This is a genomic window from Enterobacter sp. 296B2, assembly GCF_034106185.1.
Classification (GTDB): domain Bacteria; phylum Pseudomonadota; class Gammaproteobacteria; order Enterobacterales; family Enterobacteriaceae; genus Enterobacter; species Enterobacter cloacae_N.
The window spans coordinates 51,321-68,010 of record NZ_JAWNCA010000013.1 but is presented as its reverse complement, the minus strand read 5'-3'; the positions used below and the strand labels follow the sequence as shown (position 1 = coordinate 68,010).

The 16,690-nt window shown below is 57.4% G+C and carries 16 protein-coding genes and 1 other annotated feature; of the genes, 13 read left to right on the top strand and 3 right to left on the bottom strand.

Annotated features, from left to right (window positions below):
• Positions 1-17: 17 nt before the first annotated feature.
• Positions 18-953: a LysR family transcriptional regulator gene (locus URZ40_RS11905; protein WP_116343653.1), complete on the bottom strand. Its 936-nt coding sequence runs from the start codon at positions 951-953 to the stop codon at positions 18-20.
• Between the two features lie 108 nt (positions 954-1,061).
• Here URZ40_RS11905 and URZ40_RS11900 point away from each other — a divergent pair, with 108 nt between their 5' ends.
• From URZ40_RS11900 to URZ40_RS11865, 8 genes are all read left to right on the top strand, one after another.
• Positions 1,062-2,087, top strand: a complete 1,026-nt coding sequence (locus tag URZ40_RS11900) for an NAD(P)-dependent alcohol dehydrogenase (RefSeq protein WP_320720598.1) — start codon at positions 1,062-1,064, stop codon at positions 2,085-2,087.
• A gap of 115 nt (positions 2,088-2,202) precedes the next feature.
• Entirely contained in the window at positions 2,203-3,015 is an 813-nt protein-coding gene (gene yidA / locus URZ40_RS11895; protein WP_320720597.1) for a sugar-phosphatase, read from the top strand.
• A gap of 226 nt (positions 3,016-3,241) precedes the next feature.
• Complete coding sequence (gene dgoR / locus URZ40_RS11890; protein ID WP_003861109.1) at positions 3,242-3,931, top strand: D-galactonate utilization transcriptional regulator DgoR; 690 nt, start codon at positions 3,242-3,244, stop codon at positions 3,929-3,931.
• Complete coding sequence (locus URZ40_RS11885; RefSeq protein WP_320720596.1) at positions 3,928-4,806, top strand: 2-dehydro-3-deoxygalactonokinase; 879 nt, start codon at positions 3,928-3,930, stop codon at positions 4,804-4,806. The genes dgoR and URZ40_RS11885 overlap by 4 nt, the downstream gene beginning before the upstream one ends.
• Positions 4,790-5,407, top strand: a complete 618-nt coding sequence (locus URZ40_RS11880) for a 2-dehydro-3-deoxy-6-phosphogalactonate aldolase (protein WP_116343649.1) — start codon at positions 4,790-4,792, stop codon at positions 5,405-5,407. Before URZ40_RS11885 ends, URZ40_RS11880 begins: the two co-directional genes overlap by 17 nt.
• Positions 5,404-6,552 carry a galactonate dehydratase gene (gene dgoD / locus URZ40_RS11875; protein ID WP_028014940.1) on the top strand — a complete coding sequence of 383 codons (1,149 nt, stop codon included), beginning with the start codon at positions 5,404-5,406 and terminating at the stop codon, positions 6,550-6,552. Before URZ40_RS11880 ends, dgoD begins: the two co-directional genes overlap by 4 nt.
• Positions 6,553-6,732: 180 nt before the next feature.
• Positions 6,733-8,070, top strand: a complete 1,338-nt coding sequence (locus URZ40_RS11870; protein WP_116343647.1) for an MFS transporter — start codon at positions 6,733-6,735, stop codon at positions 8,068-8,070.
• Positions 8,071-8,121: 51 nt separating this feature from the next.
• Complete coding sequence (locus URZ40_RS11865; RefSeq protein WP_320720595.1) at positions 8,122-9,345, top strand: DUF3748 domain-containing protein; 1,224 nt, start codon at positions 8,122-8,124, stop codon at positions 9,343-9,345.
• Between the two features lie 2 nt (positions 9,346-9,347).
• On the opposite strand, the gene URZ40_RS11860 is transcribed toward URZ40_RS11865, so the two are convergent.
• A complete protein-coding gene (locus URZ40_RS11860; protein ID WP_116343645.1) occupies positions 9,348-9,680 on the bottom strand; it encodes a YceK/YidQ family lipoprotein in 333 nt (110 codons plus the stop codon).
• A 250-nt stretch (positions 9,681-9,930) separates the two neighbouring features.
• Positions 9,931-10,002 (top strand) — a sequence feature (ROSE (Repression Of Heat Shock gene Expression) occurs in the 5'-region of heat shock genes and acts as an RNA thermometer to modulate expression.).
• Between URZ40_RS11860 and ibpA the strand changes: the two genes are divergently transcribed.
• From ibpA to URZ40_RS11845, 3 genes are all read left to right on the top strand, one after another.
• Positions 9,996-10,406 carry a small heat shock chaperone IbpA gene (gene ibpA, locus URZ40_RS11855; RefSeq protein ID WP_116343680.1) on the top strand — a complete coding sequence of 137 codons (411 nt, stop codon included), beginning with the start codon at positions 9,996-9,998 and terminating at the stop codon, positions 10,404-10,406. Its footprint overlaps the feature before it by 7 nt.
• Positions 10,407-10,542: 136 nt before the next feature.
• Positions 10,543-10,971, top strand: coding sequence for a small heat shock chaperone IbpB (ibpB, locus tag URZ40_RS11850; protein WP_116343644.1), 429 nt, complete (start codon positions 10,543-10,545; stop codon positions 10,969-10,971).
• Positions 10,972-11,136: 165 nt separating this feature from the next.
• Positions 11,137-12,798 (top strand): putative transporter, encoded by a 1,662-nt coding sequence (locus URZ40_RS11845; RefSeq protein WP_320720594.1) that lies wholly within the window; start codon positions 11,137-11,139, stop codon positions 12,796-12,798.
• Here URZ40_RS11845 and URZ40_RS11840 read toward each other — a convergent pair.
• Positions 12,766-13,512, bottom strand: coding sequence for a GntR family transcriptional regulator (locus tag URZ40_RS11840; protein ID WP_024907387.1), 747 nt, complete (start codon positions 13,510-13,512; stop codon positions 12,766-12,768). The two genes, URZ40_RS11845 and URZ40_RS11840, sit on opposite strands and share 33 nt — an antisense overlap.
• Positions 13,513-13,733: 221 nt before the next feature.
• Here URZ40_RS11840 and URZ40_RS11835 point away from each other — a divergent pair, with 221 nt between their 5' ends.
• Both URZ40_RS11835 and URZ40_RS11830 read left to right on the top strand, forming a co-directional pair.
• Positions 13,734-15,356: an alpha-glucoside-specific PTS transporter subunit IIBC gene (locus URZ40_RS11835; protein WP_116343642.1), complete on the top strand. Its 1,623-nt coding sequence runs from the start codon at positions 13,734-13,736 to the stop codon at positions 15,354-15,356.
• Positions 15,353-16,675 carry a 6-phospho-alpha-glucosidase gene (locus URZ40_RS11830; RefSeq protein ID WP_116343641.1) on the top strand — a complete coding sequence of 441 codons (1,323 nt, stop codon included), beginning with the start codon at positions 15,353-15,355 and terminating at the stop codon, positions 16,673-16,675. The genes URZ40_RS11835 and URZ40_RS11830 overlap by 4 nt, the downstream gene beginning before the upstream one ends.
• Positions 16,676-16,690: the final 15 nt, after the last annotated feature.

The window sequence follows — 16,690 nt, the reverse complement described above, 5'->3', positions numbered from 1 at the left end:
GCGATAAAAGCCGCGCTTCAGCGCGGCTTTTTTATGGGCGCAGGAAGGTCCAGCGACATCACAGCCGGTAAACGGCTCGCCAGCGTATCTACAGCAATTCTAACCCTCAGCGGCAGATGAGGCGTCAGCTGCCAGACGGCATGAACGTTGAAGTGAACATCCGGCGCCTGCTTCAGGAGCGGGACGAGTTTTCCCTGATGAATTTCTTTGATGACCATCCAGCAGGGCAACCAGGCAATGCCGTGCCCGGCCAGCGCAGCGTCGCAAATAGCCTGCAAATCATCCATGTTTAGCGACGAACGGGGAGTAAAGGTGCGAGACGTTCCTTCGTCATCCATCAACTGCCAGGGCAACACTCTGCCCGCGCGCAGATAGTTAATGGCAGTATGCTGGGGTAAATCATCAACGCGTTGTGGCTGGCCTTTCTTCTGCAGGTAATCCGGCGCGGCGCACAGCACCATGCGGTGTTCTCCAAGCTTTCTGGCCACCAGCACGCTGCTGTCCTGCAGCGTGCCGTTACGTACCGCCATATCAAACCCTTCCTCGACCAGATCCACCACGCGGTCGCTGAATGACATTTCCAGTTCAAGCCCGGGGTGTTCCTGCGCCAGCGCGATCAGCAGCGGGGCGACGCACTGACGGCCAAACAGTACCGGCATGGCAACGCGCAGGCGGCCACTGACCTGCTGTTTCCCTGTTTCAAGTAGCGATTCCGCGCCACGGATTTCCTCCAGCGCGCGCAGGCAGCGTTCATAAAAAAGGGCGCCGTTATCGGTCAGCCTCTGGCTGCGGGTGGTGCGGTGAAAAAGACGAACTCCCAACCGCTGTTCGAGGCGAGCGATGCTTTTTCCTACCGCCGAGCGTGACAAATGCAGACGAATGGCGGCCTGCGCAAAACTACCCGCCTCAACGGCGGCCACAAAAACAGGAATATCCTTCAGCGTATCGGACATAGATTGTCTCTATTCTGGCGTCAATAAAGGGAAAACTTATCGCCACTGGAGAATATGAGTCAACGGTAGACTGTCATTACTGAAGCTTATCTGATGGCAGGAGAAAAAATGACAGAAACAATGCAGCGCTGGTCAATGAACGCCCTCGGGCGCGAGAATATTAAACTCGTTCATGAACCGGTTCCCCAGCCAGGCCCGGGTGAAGTGCGCGTTCGGGTAAATGCCGTTGCGCTCAACTACCGCGATAAAATGGTCATTGAAGGCACGATGCCGATCCCGCTTTCCTTCCCGTTTACCCCGGCGTCTGACATGGCGGGCGTGGTGGACAGCGTGGGTGAAGGCGTTACGCGTTTCAAACCCGGCGCTCGCGTTATTTCAACCTTCTTCCCGGAGTGGATCGACGGCAAGCCGCAGGCAGACGCGCGCAACTTGCCCTACAAAACGTCCGGCGGCTATTTCCAGGGAATGCTCGCCGAGTATGTGATTGTGAATGAAAACGCGCTGGTGGCTTCCCCGGAAACCCTGGATGACGCAGAGGCCAGCACGCTACCCTGCGCAGGGCTTACCGCCTGGTTCGCGCTGGTGGAGCGCGGCCAGCTCCGCGCCGGGCAATCGGTGCTGGTACAGGGGACGGGCGGCGTGGCGATTTTCGCCCTGCAAATTGCAAAAGCGCACGGCGCAGAGGTCATTGTCACGTCCGGGAGCGATGAAAAGCTGGCGCTCGCCAAAAAACTGGGTGCCAGCCAGGGCGTCAACCGCCTGAAAAGTGACTGGGCTGAAGAGGCATTGGCGCTGACTCAGGATCGCGGCATCGACCATATTATCGAAACCGTAGGTGGGGAGAACCTGAAGCATTCCCTGCGTGCCGTTGCTGTTCACGGGCGTATCTCCGTCATTGGCGTGCTGGCCGGGACTGACATTTCGCTGCCTGCTGGCGAGCTGCTGCTGAAATCCCCCGTCATTCAGGGGATTGGCGTGGGGCACCGTCGGTCGCTGGAAGATTTTGTCCGCGCTGTTGACGTCACGGGACTGAAGCCGGTGATTGAGCATCGCTACCGTTTTAACGAGCTTGAACAGGCCCTTGAACATCTGGATCGCGGCGCATTCGGTAAAATCGTTCTCACCCGCGAGTAAGTCAGCGTTCCCCGGGATTTGCGTAAAAGGGGTGTTTCTGTTGCGCAATGTAGCTCTATTTTTGTGTGCTTAATCGCGTTAGCATGAGGCAGCACTCATTTATCCCGGGGAACTCATGGCTATCAAACTTATTGCAATCGATATGGACGGCACGCTGCTGCTGCCAGACCACACTATCTCTCCAGCCGTTAAAAATGCGATCGCCGCCGCACGCGCAAAGGGTGTGAATGTGGTTCTGACCACGGGGCGTCCGTATGCGGGCGTTCACAGCTACCTGAAAGAGCTGCACATGAATCAGCCGGGTGATTACTGCATCACTTATAACGGCGCGCTGGTGCAGAAAGCCGCAGATGGCAGTACGGTTGCGCAAACCGCGCTGAACTATGACGACTACCTGTTCCTGGAAAAACTGTCCCGCGAAGTGGGGTCCCACTTCCACGCGCTCGATCGCAATACGCTCTACACCGCCAACCGCGATATCAGCTACTACACGGTACATGAATCCTACGTTGCGACCATTCCGCTCGTGTTCTGCGAAGCCGAGAAAATGGACCCGGCGACCCAGTTCTTGAAAGTAATGATGATCGACGAGCCTGAAATTCTGGATAAAGCCATCGCGCGCATTCCGGCGGAGGTAAAAGAGAAGTACACCGTGCTGAAAAGTGCGCCGTACTTCCTCGAAATCCTCGATAAACGCGTCAATAAAGGCACCGGCGTGAAATCGCTTGCCGATGCGCTGGGTATCAAGCCGGAAGAGATCATGGCGCTGGGCGACCAGGAAAACGACATCGCGATGATTGAGTTTGCAGGCATGGGCGTGGCGATGGATAACGCCATTCCGTCGGTGAAAGAAGTGGCTAATTTCGTCACCAAATCCAACCTGGAAGACGGCGTTGCCTACGCGATCGAGAAGTTTGTGCTGCAGTAACGCTTATTTTCAATCATCAGCCTCGGTTATCAACCGGGGCTTTTTTTTGCGCTGAATTTACCCAATTGTTCTTTTTGTGATCTGGATTGTAGTACAACATTAATTGATTGTACTACATTGTCACCACGGCAAAGACGAACTCTCTCACGTTTGTACTGCAAAAGTGAGGTGAAATTCAGCGGTCGCGGTAAAGTAGTGATGGACATACAGAGCACAAGGACTCTCCATGACACTCAATAAAACCGATCGCATTGTTATCACGCTGGGTACCCAGATTGTGGGCGGTAAATACGTTCCCGGTTCGCCGCTCCCCGCAGAGGCTGAACTGTGCGAGGAGTTTGAAACCTCGCGCAACATCATCCGGGAAGTGTTCCGCTCGCTGATGGCGAAGCGGCTGATTGAAATGAAGCGCTATCGTGGCGCGTTTGTTGCCCCGCGCAACCAGTGGAACTACCTCGATACCGACGTGCTGCAGTGGGTGCTGGAAAACGACTACGACCCGCGGCTTATCGGCGCGATGAGTGAAGTTCGAAACCTGGTGGAGCCGGCAATTGCGCGCTGGGCGGCGGAACGCGCGACCTCCGGTGATTTGGCCCAGATTGAATCGGCTTTAAACGACATGATCGCCAATAACCAGAACCGGGAGGCGTTCAACGAGGCGGACATTCGCTATCACGAAGCGGTGCTGCAGTCGGTGCATAACCCGGTATTACAGCAGCTTAGCGTGGCGATCAGCTCGCTACAGCGAGCGGTATTTGAACGTACCTGGATGGGTGATGAGGCCAACATGCCAAAAACGCTCCAGGAACATAAAGCGCTGTTCGATGCGATACGGCATCAGGACGGCGATGCGGCAGAGCAGGCGGCGCTTACCATGATTGCCAGCTCGACACGAAGGCTGAAGGAAATCACATGACATCTCGCTACATCGCAATTGACTGGGGATCGACCAATCTGCGCGCCTGGCTATACCAGGGCGAGCAGTGCCTGGAGAGCAGGCAATCAGAAGCAGGCGTGACGCGCCTGAACGGTAAATCCCCCGAGGCGGTGTTAGCTGAGGTCACACAAAACTGGCGCGACAGCGCCACGTCGGTGGTAATGGCGGGAATGGTGGGCAGTAACGTAGGCTGGAAAATTGCACCTTATCTGCCGGTTCCCGCCCGTTTCTCCGCTATTGGTGAGCAGTTAACGTCCGTTGGCGACAATATCTGGATTATTCCCGGTTTGAGCGTCTCTCGCGACGATAACCGCAACGTGATGCGCGGCGAAGAGACGCAGCTGCTTGGCGCGCGCGCGCTCTCTCCTTCTTCTGTCTACGTCATGCCCGGCACGCACTGTAAGTGGGTCCAGGCTGACACTGAGCAAATCAACGATTTTCGCACCGTAATGACCGGCGAGCTGCACCATTTGCTGCTCAACCATTCGCTGGTCGGGGCCGGTTTACCTGAGCAGGAATCCTCGTCAGAGGCGTTTGCCGCCGGGCTTGAACGTGGGATCGCCTCCCCTGACGTTTTGCCGCAGCTTTTTGAGGTTCGCGCCTCGCACGTGCTGGGACTTCTCCCGCGCGAGCAGGTCAGCGAGTTTCTCTCCGGCCTGCTGATTGGCGCAGAGGTCGCCAGCATGCGTGAGTTCATCGCGCAGGAGCAGACCATTACGATTGTCGCAGGCGCATCGCTAACGTCGCGCTACGAACAGGCATTTCGCGCCGTTGGGCGTGATGTTTCGACGGTATCCGGCGACACGGCATTTCAGGCAGGAATAAGGAGCATCGCTCATGCAGTGGCAAACTGATCTTCCCCTTATCGCGATTTTGCGCGGCATCACGCCCGATGAGGTGTTAGACCACGTCGGCGCGGTTATCGACGCCGGGTTCGACGCGGTAGAAATCCCGCTCAACTCGCCCGAGTGGGAAAAAAGCATTCCGGCCGTGGTGGAGGCCTTCGGCGATAAGGCGCTGATTGGCGCAGGTACCGTGTTACAGCCTGAGCAGGTCGATCGGCTGGCAAAGATGGGCTGCAGGCTTATCGTCACACCCAATATTCAGCCTGAGGTGATCCGCCGCGCAGTGGGTTACGGCATGACAGTCTGCCCGGGCTGCGCCACCGCCACAGAAGCCTTTACTGCCCTTGATGCGGGCGCGCAGTCGCTCAAAATTTTCCCGTCATCGGCTTTTGGACCGGACTACATCAAGGCGTTGAAAGCGGTATTGCCCGCCAGCGTGCCGGTCTTTGCCGTGGGCGGCGTAACGCCAGAAAACCTGGGCCAGTGGATGAGCGCTGGCTGTGTGGGCGCAGGGCTGGGCAGCGATCTTTATCGTGCCGGACAGTCCGTGGAACGTACCGCACAGCAGGCGGCAGCATTTGTGAAAGCGTATCGAGAGGCAGTGAAATGAAAATAACCAAACTCACCACGTATCGTTTACCCCCGCGCTGGATGTTCCTGAAAATCGAAACCGATGAAGGGGTTGTAGGCTGGGGCGAACCGGTGATTGAAGGGCGCGCGCGCACCGTTGAAGCGGCAGTACACGAGCTGGGCGAATACCTGATTGGTCAGGATCCGGCGCGCATTAACGACCTCTGGCAGGTGATGTACCGCGCGGGCTTCTACCGCGGTGGTCCGATCCTGATGAGCGCCATCGCCGGTATCGACCAGGCGCTGTGGGATATCAAAGGTAAAGTGCTTAACGCGCCGGTCTGGCAGCTTATGGGTGGCCTGGTGCGCGACAAAATCAAAGCCTACAGCTGGGTCGGTGGCGACCGTCCGGCGGAAGTGATCGACGGCATCACGCAGCTGCGCAACATCGGCTTTGACACCTTCAAGCTCAACGGCTGCGAAGAGATGGGCGTTATCGACAATTCGCGTGCGGTAGACCGGGCGGTCAATACCGTGGCGCAAATTCGTGAAGCCTTCGGCAACGAGATTGAGTTTGGCCTGGATTTCCACGGCCGCGTCAGCGCGCCGATGGCCAAAGTGCTGATTAAAGAGCTGGAGCCTTATCGCCCGCTGTTTATCGAAGAGCCGGTGCTGGCCGAGCAGGCGGAGTACTATCCGAAGCTGGCTGAACAGACCCACATTCCTATCGCGGCGGGTGAACGTATGTTCTCGCGCTTCGAGTTTAAACGCGTGCTTGAAGCGGGCGGGATTGCGATCCTGCAGCCTGATCTCTCTCATGCGGGCGGCATCACCGAATGCTACAAAATTGCCGGGATGGCAGAAGCTTACGACGTGGCGCTGGCACCGCACTGCCCGCTCGGCCCAATCGCGCTGGCGGCCTGCCTGCACGTCGACTTCGTCTCCCGCAATGCGGTGTTCCAGGAACAGAGCATGGGGATTCACTATAACAAGGGCGCGGAACTGCTCGATTTTGTGAAAAATAAAGAAGACTTCTGCATGGAAGGCGGTTTCTTTAAACCGCTAACGAAGCCGGGCCTTGGCGTGGAAATTGACGAAGCTAAAGTCATTGAGCTGAGTAAGAATGCGCCGGACTGGCGAAACCCGCTGTGGCGTCATGAGGACGGCAGCGTAGCGGAATGGTAAATGCGCGTCATGCTTCGCGCTGGTGATGCGTTGGCTGCGTTTTCTTACCCCGGTCACATACTTTTGTATGCTCCCGGGGATGCGAAAACTTGCCGCCTTCCCCCAGCACGAATTATTTAGCGCATTCTGTTTACGTTTTTAATTAAAAAAACCAAATACACCCTCTGTAAATTACAGGGTATGGTGAGCGGCTTCGCTATGCCCAAAATCTGGAGACAGATTGCGATGGATATTCCAGTTACCGCTACAAAAACCGGGCGTCGCCGCTACCTGACGCTGATTATGATCTTTATTACCGTGGTCATTTGCTATGTCGACCGCGCCAACCTTGCCGTGGCATCGGCCCATATTCAGGAAGAGTTTGGCATCACCAAAGCGGAAATGGGCTACGTCTTCTCGGCGTTTGCCTGGCTGTATACCTTATGCCAGATCCCCGGCGGCTGGTTTCTTGACCGCGTGGGTTCACGTCTGACCTACTTTATCGCCATATTAGGCTGGTCCGTGGCGACCCTGTTCCAGGGCTTCGCCACCGGGCTGATGTCGCTGATTGGCCTGCGTGCCATCACCGGGGTTTTCGAAGCGCCCGCGTTTCCGACCAACAACCGTATGGTGACCAGCTGGTTCCCGGAACACGAGCGTGCGTCCGCCGTTGGTTTTTACACTTCCGGGCAGTTTGTCGGCCTGGCGTTCCTGACGCCGCTGCTGATCTGGATCCAGGAGCTGCTGAGCTGGCACTGGGTGTTCATCGTCACCGGCGGGATTGGCATTATCTGGTCGCTTATCTGGTTCAAGGTCTACCAGCCGCCGCGTCTGACCAAAAGTATCACCAGGGCCGAGCTGGATTACATCCGCGACGGTGGCGGTCTGGTGGATGGTGATGCGCCGGTGAAAAAAGAGGCGCGCCAGCCGCTGACCAAAGCGGACTGGAAGCTGGTCTTCCACCGTAAGCTGGTTGGCGTTTATCTGGGCCAGTTCGCGGTTACTTCTACGCTGTGGTTCTTCCTGACCTGGTTCCCGAACTACCTGACCCAGGAAAAGGGGATCGCGGCGCTGAAGGCGGGCTTTATGACCACCGTGCCGTTCCTCGCCGCATTTTTCGGCGTGCTGCTCTCCGGCTGGCTGGCCGATAAGCTGGTGAAAAAAGGGTACTCGCTGGGCGTGGCGCGTAAAACGCCGATTATCTGCGGCTTGCTGATCTCAACCTGCATCATGGGTGCCAACTACACCAACGATCCAGTGTGGATTATGGCCCTGATGGCGGTGGCGTTCTTTGGTAACGGTTTCGCCTCTATCACCTGGTCGCTGGTGTCGTCCCTTGCGCCGATGCGGCTGATTGGCCTGACCGGCGGCGTGTTCAACTTTGTCGGCGGACTGGGCGGGATCACCGTACCGCTGGTCATCGGCTACCTGGCGCAGGACTACGGCTTCGGTCCGGCGCTGGTCTACATCTCTGCCGTAGCGCTGATCGGGGCTCTCTCCTACATCCTGCTGGTGGGCGATGTGAAACGAGTAGGCTAATCCCTGCGGATGTTTTACCCTGATGCACTCACCGTGCATCAGGGTATCCTCATGAAACAAATCACCTTCGCCTCCCGCAACCACCAGCTCACCAACATCAATACCTGGACGCCGGACAGCCGGTGGCTGGTCTACGACGTACGTCCGTCAGGCGCGTCCTTCACCGGCGAAACCATTGAGCGGGTCAATGTCGCTACGGGTGAGGTGGAGGTGGTCTATCGCGCCACTGACGGCGCGCATGTTGGCGTGGTGACCGTTCATCCGGCAGAGGATAAATACGTCTTTATCCACGGCCCGAAAAATCCGGATGCAGGCTGGCGCTACGATTTTCATCATCGTCAGGGGGTGATCGCGCATAACGGTCAGGTCAGCAATCTGGACGCGCTGGATATCACTGCCCCTTACACCGCAGGCGCGCTGCGCGGCGGCAGCCACGTGCACGTCTTCAGCCCGAACGGGCAGTTCGTCAGCTTCACCTATAACGACCATGTTTTACATGAGCGCGATCCAAAGCTCGATTTACGCAATGTCGGCGTGGCGGCGCCTTTCGGCCCGGTGAACCCGCAGGGGAACCATCCGCGTGAATATTCTGGCACGTTCTGGAGCGTGCTGGTCAGCCGCACGACGCCCGACCCGCAGCCGGGCAGCGATGAAATCAACCGCGCCTATGAAGAGGGCTGGGTGGGCAACAACAGGCTGGCGTTTATCGGTGATACCCTGTCCGCGCAGGGCGAAAAAGTGCCTGAACTGTTTATTGTTAACCTGCCAGAAGACGAGCAGGGCTGGAAACAAGCGGGCGATGCGCCGCTGCAGGGAACGCCAGACACCCTGCCAGCGCCGCCTGCCGGGGTGATGCAGCGTCGTTTGACCTTTACGCATAAGAGGGTGTATCCAGGCCTGGTGAACGTGCCGCGTCACTGGGTTCGCAGTAATCCGCAGGAGACGCAGATCGCGTTTCTGATGCGGGATGATAACGGCATTGTGCAGCTGTGGCTGATCTCTCCTGAGGGCGGCGAGCCGCGCCAGTTAACCCATACGGAGAGCGGGATTCAGTCTGCGTTTAACTGGCACCCTTCCGGGAACATGCTGGGATTTGTGCTTGAAAACCGGATCGCCTGCTGCGACGCGCAGAGCGGAAAGGTAACGTTTTTGACGTCCGATCACGGCAACCCGCCGTCTGCTGATGCCGTCGTGTTTTCCCCGGACGGGCGCTTTATTGCATGGATGGAAGAGACGGGCGGTTTCCGCCAGCTGTGGCTAACGGAAACCGCTTAGGACTAGCGCGGGGGCATTGCAGCGGGCGGGATGACGGAATTGGTCGCCAGATTTTCCTGCTCGCTTTTCTCAACGCGTGAGCGCACGGAATTGTCCGTGCGGAACATGTCCCACGGCAGCAGCAGCGTATCGGCGACTGCCGTGAAAGGCATATCCAGGATAACCAGGGATTTGGTGCCCCAGTTGGTATCGTCATCGGAGATCATCGCCGCGCTGGCGCGCGTCCCCGGATATGTTCCTTCTTTACCGCCGGTGTGAGACATCACGCTCGAACACCCGCAAAGCAAAACTACCCCGCTGAACGCCGTCAGCTTTATCAGAACATTTTTCATCATCACTCAGTCATCGTTAATGGCACTGCATAGACCTGCAACTCAGGGTTATAGCGAGCCTTATCCGAAATGAATAGCCCGATAACCCCGCACTGTGGCAGCCATCGCAATTTAACCCTTTGTGCTGTTGTCCCAGAGTCTATGCGACAACCAGCAAAGTGCAAAAAAATCTCACAACAATACGCTTGAAAAGCCCGATTCCAGACCCATTTTAAGAATGTGGCCCGATAACGAGCACGCCTGATGGGGGTTCGGGGGCGCAAAGGCCTGTCCATGGTGGAAGGCTATAATTTCTCGCTGATTTCAGGAGTTTTATTTATGCGTAACTTCGATCTTTCTCCGCTATACCGTTCTGCAATTGGTTTTGATCGCCTGTTTAACCATTTAGAAAATAACCAAAGCCAGAGCAACGGCTACCCTCCATACAATGTTGAGCTGGTTGACGAAAACCACTATCGCATCGCCATTGCCGTCGCCGGTTTTGCAGAACACGAACTGGAGATCACCGCGCAGGACAACCTGCTGGTGGTGAAAGGTTCCCATACGGCCGAGCAGAAAGAACGTACCTACCTTTATCAGGGCATCGCCGAGCGCAACTTTGAACGCAAGTTCCAGTTAGCCGAGAACATTCACGTTAAAGGCGCGAACCTGGTCAACGGCCTGCTGTTTATCGAACTGGAACGTGTGATTCCGGAAGAGAAAAAACCGCGCCGTATCGAAATTAACTAATTACGCGGGTCGCGTGAGCGGCCCACCCGGACTTGCTTGCCGTAACGGGAGCATATGCGAATCCATCAGGATTTGCAGGAACAACTGCGCACAAAATTAAACTGTGCCGAACTCGCTTCTCAGAAGGAGATTTAGTATGCGTAACTATGATTTATCCCCCCTGCTGCGTCAGTGGATTGGTTTTGACAAGCTGGCTAACGCCCTGCAAAGCACCACCGAGCAACAGACGTTTCCGCCGTACAACATCGAAAAAAGCGACGATAACCACTATCGCATTACCCTTGCGCTGGCCGGTTTCCGCCAGGACGATCTGGACATCCAGCTTGAAGGCACTCGCCTGACCGTGAAGGGGTCGCCGGAAAAACAAGAGACCGAGACCCGGTGGCTGCATCAGGGGCTGGTTAATCAGCCGTTTAGCCTGAGCTTTACCCTGGCAGACCATATGGAAGTGTCCGGTGCGACGTTTACTAACGGGCTGTTGAATATCGACCTGATCCGTAACGTACCGGAGGCCATCGCGCCGCAGCGTATCGCCATTAGCGAGCGCCCGGCGTTGAATAGTTGATAGTGTGCGGGCTGATGCCCTCACCCCGGCCCTCTCCCACAGGGAGAGGGTGAAAAGATAAAGCCCTGCCCCGGCAGGGCTTTTTTGTGCGCCATCGCCCATACAACCGCCCCCGGCTCTGAGAGAATCCTTAGCATAACTAAGGTTATGCCAAGGAAGTGGATCATGAGTGATATCGCGTTAACCGTAAGCGTGTTGGCCCTGGTCGCTGTTGTTGGCCTGTGGATAGGGAATATCAAAATTCGCGGCGTCGGGTTTGGGATAGGCGGGGTGCTGTTTGGCGGCATTTTTGTCGGACACTTCGCCGACCAGCTCGGGCTGGTTCTCAGCGCCGAAATGCTCCACTTTACTCAGGAGTTCGGCCTGATCCTCTTCGTCTACACCATCGGGATTCAGGTAGGGCCGGGCTTTTTCGCTTCCCTGCGCGTCTCCGGGCTACGGCTCAATCTGTTTGCCCTCGGCATTGTGGTAATGGGTGGGCTGGTCACCGCGATCCTGCACAAAATCTTTGCTATCCCGCTGCCCGTGGTGCTGGGCATTTTCTCCGGGGCGGTCACCAACACGCCGGCGCTCGGTGCCGGGCAGCAAATCCTGCGCGATTTGGGCATTGAGTCCGGCATTGTCGACCAAATGGGGATGAGCTACGCCATGGCCTATCCGTTTGGGATTTGCGGCATTTTGCTCTCTATGTGGCTGGTACGCGTCCTGTTTCGCATTAACGTCGAAACAGAGGCAAAAGATCACGAAACCACGCTTACCAACGGCCATATGCCGATCAAAACCATCAACATTCGCGTCGATAACCCCAATCTGAACAACATGGCGATTCAGGACGTACCGATCCTGAACAGCGCCAATATCATCTGCTCCCGCCTTAAGCGTGACGATATGCTAATGGTGCCTGCGCCTGGCACCGTCATTCAGCAAGGCGATCTGCTGCACCTGGTCGGCCAGCCGGGGGATTTAAATAACGCGCGGCTGGTGATTGGTCAGGAAGTGGATACCTCGCTCTCAACCCGCGGCACCGATATGCGCGTGGAGCGCGTAGTGGTGACTAACGAGCACGTTCTTGGCAAAAAAATTCGCGATCTGCAGGTAAAAGAGCGCTATGACGTGGTGATCTCTCGACTTAACCGTGCAGGTGTCGAACTGGTCGCCAGCCCGGAGGCCAGCCTGCAGTTCGGTGATATCCTCAACCTGGTCGGGCGCCCGTCGTCCATCGACGCCGTGGCGGATATGGTGGGTAACGCCCAGCAGAAACTGCAGCAGGTGCAGATGCTGCCGGTGTTTATCGGTATCGGGCTCGGCGTGCTGCTCGGTTCTATTCCTGTGTACGTGCCGGGCTTCCCGGTGGCGCTCAAGCTGGGCCTGGCGGGCGGGCCGCTGATTATGGCGCTGATCCTCGGGCGTATCGGCTGTATCGGGAAGCTCTACTGGTTTATGCCGCCGAGCGCCAACCTGGCGCTGCGCGAGCTGGGCATCGTGCTGTTCCTGGCGGTAGTCGGGCTAAAATCCGGAGGGGATTTTGTCGATACCCTGGTCAATGGCGAAGGGATGAGCTGGGTCGGCTACGGCATCTTTATCACGGCGATTCCGCTGCTGACGGTGGCAATCCTGGCGCGGATGTTCGCCAGAATGAACTACCTGACGCTTTGCGGCATGCTGGCGGGCTCCATGACCGATCCGCCCGCGCTGGCCTTTGCCAACAACCTGCACGCCACCAGCGGCGCGGCCGCGCTCTCCTATGCCACCGTCTACCCGCTGGTGATGTTTCTGCGCATCATCACCCCGCAGCTACTGGCGGTGCTGTTCTGGGGGATGGGCTAGCAGATCGTCCGGGTGGATGCGCCGCAGATGGTAGTCCACCTGGTAATCACTGGTATTTCGGAACATCACGGAATAATTGAGGAACTCGCCGCTGTCGCTGTAGGAAAGAGAGGTAATGCGCAGCAGCGGCGTCTGTTCCGGCAGGTTCATATAACCGGCCAGCGTTTTATCTGCCAGCACTGGCGTCAGGCTTTCGTAGTTGCCGCTGATGGTGATCCCGCACTCCTTCTCGATGTAATCGAACTTAGACCCCTCAAGGTGCGCCAGCGACAGGTTGCGGAACAGCTTCACCGGCATAAAGCTGTCCTCCAGCATCAGCGGCTTTCCGTCCACGTAGCGTACCCGCCGTGAAAAGTAGATCCGCTCATCCACCTGAATCCGAAGCTGGCTGGCGATGGCGGGCGGGGCGGGCATCACTTCGAACTGTAGCACCTTGCTCTGCACCTCTTTTCCCTGCTGGCGCAGCACCTCCACCAGCCCGGTCAGGTTGGTGGTTTCGTGATGTACGTCTTTGCGTGAGACAAACGTTCCGCTGCCGTGCCGCCGCTCAACCAGCCCCCAGCTCACAAGCAGGTCTAACGCTTTTCGAATGGTCATTCGCGCCACGCCGAACTCCTGCGCCAGCGCTTTTTCTCCGGGCAGCGGGCTGCCGATGTTGTAGTCCGACGAGTTCAGACGCAGCCGCAACCTGTCGGCAATAGATTTGTAGATCACCACCAGACCTCTCTGCCCTTATCAGGGCGTGGATTGCGTCCCGACATGTCCATATTTACCGCAAAAAGTAGACCTCATTGGTCAAAATAAAACCATGAATGCGATCACGAATCGCAGCGGCACGCCATGTTCACGCATCAGTAAGTTCTTATGCTCACCTCAGGCCAGCAAAAAACCATAAAGGCCTCTACCCCTACAGGTTGTTTCATGAGGATTTAAAAATGCTCAGTCAAATACAACGTTTTGGCGGTGCCATGTTTACCCCGGTATTGCTGTTTCCGTTCGCCGGGATCGTGGTGGGAATCGCCATCATGCTTCGCAACCCGCTATTTGTTGGCGAAGCGCTAACGGCCCCCGATCATCTTTTCGCGCAGATTGTTCACATCATTGAAGAGGGCGGCTGGGCGGTGTTTCGCAATATGCCGCTGATTTTTGCCGTCGGCCTGCCGATTGGCCTGGCGAAGCAGGCGCAGGGCCGCGCCTGTCTGGCGGTGCTGATTAGCTTCCTGACCTGGAACTACTTTATTAACGCGATGGGGATGACCTGGGGCCACTTCTTTGGCGTCGACTTCTCCGCCGAACCGACGGCGGGTAGCGGGCTGGCGATGATTGCCGGGATCAAAACGCTCGATACCAGCATCATCGGGGCCATTGTGATTTCAGGCATTGTCACCGCCATCCACAACCGCTACTTCGACAAGCCGCTGCCGGTGTTTCTGGGGATTTTCCAGGGCAGCTCGTTTGTCGTTATTCTCGCGTTCTTCGTCATGATCCCCTGCGCCTGGCTGACGCTGCTGGGCTGGCCGAAAGTGCAGATGGGCATCGAGTCCCTGCAGGCGTTTCTGCGCTCTGCCGGTGCGCTGGGCGTGTGGGTGTATACCTTCCTGGAACGCATTCTGATCCCAACCGGATTGCACCACTTCGTCTACGGTCCGTTCATCTTCGGCCCGGCGGCGGTGGAGGGCGGGATTCAGGTCTACTGGGCGCAGCACCTGCAGGAATTCAGCCAGAGCACCCTGCCGCTGAAAACCCTCTTCCCGGAAGGCGGGTTCGCGCTGCACGGCAACTCAAAAGTGTTTGGCTCGGTCGGGATTGCATTTGCTATCTGGTACACCGCGTCGCCGGAAAACCGCGTCAAGGTGGCGGGCCTGCTGGTTCCTGCCACGCTCACCGCCGTGCTGGTGGGCATTACCGAACCGCTTGAGTTCACCTTCCTGTTTATCTCGCCGCTGCTGTTTGCCGTGCATGCGGTGCTGGCGGCCACCATGGCAACGGTGATGTACACCTTCGGCGTGGTAGGGAACATGGGCGGCGGCCTGCTGGATCAGTTCCTGCCGCAAAACTGGATCCCGATGTTCCATAACCACGCCACGACGGTCTTCACCCAGATCGGCATTGGCGTCTGCTTCACCGGCATCTACTTCGTGGTCTTCAAAACGCTGATCGAACGTCTGAACCTGAAAACGCCGGGCCGGGAAGAGAGCGAAATCAAACTCTACAGCAAGGCCGACTATAAGGCGGCGCGCGGGCAAACCACCGCCCCGGCGGCGGCCAGCCAGCAGGTCGGGCAGGCCGCCGGATTCCTGCAGGCGCTGGGCGGCGCGGCCAACATCGAAAGCATCAATAACTGTGCCACCCGCCTGCGTATCGCGCTGGTGGATATGGCGAAAACCCAAAGCGATGACGTCTTCAAAGCCCTCGGCGCCCACGGCGTGGTGCGACGCGGCAACGGCATTCAGGTGATTGTCGGCCTGCACGTTCCTCAGGTGCGCGACCAGCTGGAATCGCTGATGAAAACTCCTTTAACGAATGAACAAACCACCCTGACAGAGGCTATATCATGAAAAAATTCTCAGTTGTCATTGCAGGCGGCGGCAGCACCTTTACGCCTGGTATCGTCCTGATGCTGTTAGCCAACCGTGACCGCTTCCCGCTGCGCGCGTTGAAGTTCTATGACAACGACGGCGCACGTCAGGAGACCATCGCCGAAGCGTGCAAAATCATCCTCAGGGAGCAGGCCCCGGAGATTGAGTTCAGCTACACCACCGATCCTAAAGCGGCATTTACCGATGTGGATTTCGTGATGGCGCACATCCGCGTGGGCAAATACCCGATGCGCGAAAAAGATGAAAAAATTCCGCTGCGCCACGGCGTGCTGGGTCAGGAAACCTGCGGGCCGGGCGGTATCTCTTATGGCATGCGCTCTATCGGCGGCGTGCTGGAGCTGGTGGATTATATGGAGCAGTACTCCCCGAACGCGTGGATGCTGAACTATTCCAACCCGGCGGCGATTGTCGCGGAAGCCACGCGCCGCCTGCGCCCGAACGCCAAAATTCTCAACATCTGCGATATGCCGATCGGCATTGAAGGGCGCATGGCGCAGATTGTCGGCCTGAAGGACCGCAAAGAGATGCGCGTGCGCTACTACGGCCTGAACCACTTCGGCTGGTGGACGTCGATTGAGGATCTGAACGGCAACGACCTGATGCCGAAACTGCGCGAATACGTGGCGAAAAACGGCTATGTTCCGCCTTCCGAAGATGCACATACCGAAGCGAGCTGGAACGATACTTTCGCCAAAGCCAAAGACGTGCAGGCGCTGGATCCGGACACCATGCCGAACACCTACCTGAAGTATTACCTGTTCCCGGACTACGTGGTTGCGCATTCCAACCCGGAACGCACCCGCGCCAATGAGGTCATGGACCACCGTGAGAAGCACGTGTTCAGTTCCTGCCGGGCGATTATTGAGGCGGGCAAATCCTCCGCAGGTGAGCTGGAAATCGACGAACATGCGTCGTACATCGTCGATCTGGCGACGGCGATTGCCTTTAACACCCAGGAGCGGATGCTGCTGATTGTACCAAACAACGGGGCCATCCATAACTTTGATGCCGATGCGATGGTGGAGATCCCGTGTCTGGTGGGTCATAACGGGCCGGAGCCGCTTACGGTGGGCGATATTCCGCACTTCCAGAAAGGGCTGATGAGCCAGCAGGTGGCGGTGGAAAAACTGGTGGTGGATGCCTGGGAGCAGCGCTCGTACCAGAAGCTCTGGCAGGCGATTACCCTGTCGAAAACCGTGCCGAGCGCCTCCGTCGCGAAAGCGATTCTGGATGACCTTATTGAGGCCAACAAAGAGTACTGGCCAGAGCTGCATTAATCGTCCTGACCGGCA

What these genes read in the sequence shown, in the direction of transcription:
- URZ40_RS11870 (WP_116343647.1), top strand. Translation starts at nt 6,733, where the DNA reads ATGGTGAGCGGCTTCGCTATGCCCAAAATCTGGAGACAGATTGCGATG.
- URZ40_RS11845 (WP_320720594.1), top strand. Translation starts at nt 11,137, where the DNA reads ATGAGTGATATCGCGTTAACCGTAAGCGTGTTGGCCCTGGTCGCTGTT.
- URZ40_RS11830 (WP_116343641.1), top strand. Translation starts at nt 15,353, where the DNA reads ATGAAAAAATTCTCAGTTGTCATTGCAGGCGGCGGCAGCACCTTTACG.
- ibpA (WP_116343680.1), top strand. Translation starts at nt 9,996, where the DNA reads ATGCGTAACTTCGATCTTTCTCCGCTATACCGTTCTGCAATTGGTTTT.
- yidA (WP_320720597.1), top strand. Translation starts at nt 2,203, where the DNA reads ATGGCTATCAAACTTATTGCAATCGATATGGACGGCACGCTGCTGCTG.
- dgoR (WP_003861109.1), top strand. Translation starts at nt 3,242, where the DNA reads ATGACACTCAATAAAACCGATCGCATTGTTATCACGCTGGGTACCCAG.
- URZ40_RS11900 (WP_320720598.1), top strand. Translation starts at nt 1,062, where the DNA reads ATGACAGAAACAATGCAGCGCTGGTCAATGAACGCCCTCGGGCGCGAG.
- URZ40_RS11835 (WP_116343642.1), top strand. Translation starts at nt 13,734, where the DNA reads ATGCTCAGTCAAATACAACGTTTTGGCGGTGCCATGTTTACCCCGGTA.
- URZ40_RS11880 (WP_116343649.1), top strand. Translation starts at nt 4,790, where the DNA reads ATGCAGTGGCAAACTGATCTTCCCCTTATCGCGATTTTGCGCGGCATC.
- ibpB (WP_116343644.1), top strand. Translation starts at nt 10,543, where the DNA reads ATGCGTAACTATGATTTATCCCCCCTGCTGCGTCAGTGGATTGGTTTT.
- URZ40_RS11905 (WP_116343653.1), bottom strand. Translation starts at nt 953, where the DNA reads ATGTCCGATACGCTGAAGGATATTCCTGTTTTTGTGGCCGCCGTTGAG.
- URZ40_RS11865 (WP_320720595.1), top strand. Translation starts at nt 8,122, where the DNA reads ATGAAACAAATCACCTTCGCCTCCCGCAACCACCAGCTCACCAACATC.
- dgoD (WP_028014940.1), top strand. Translation starts at nt 5,404, where the DNA reads ATGAAAATAACCAAACTCACCACGTATCGTTTACCCCCGCGCTGGATG.
- URZ40_RS11860 (WP_116343645.1), bottom strand. Translation starts at nt 9,680, where the DNA reads ATGATGAAAAATGTTCTGATAAAGCTGACGGCGTTCAGCGGGGTAGTT.
- URZ40_RS11885 (WP_320720596.1), top strand. Translation starts at nt 3,928, where the DNA reads ATGACATCTCGCTACATCGCAATTGACTGGGGATCGACCAATCTGCGC.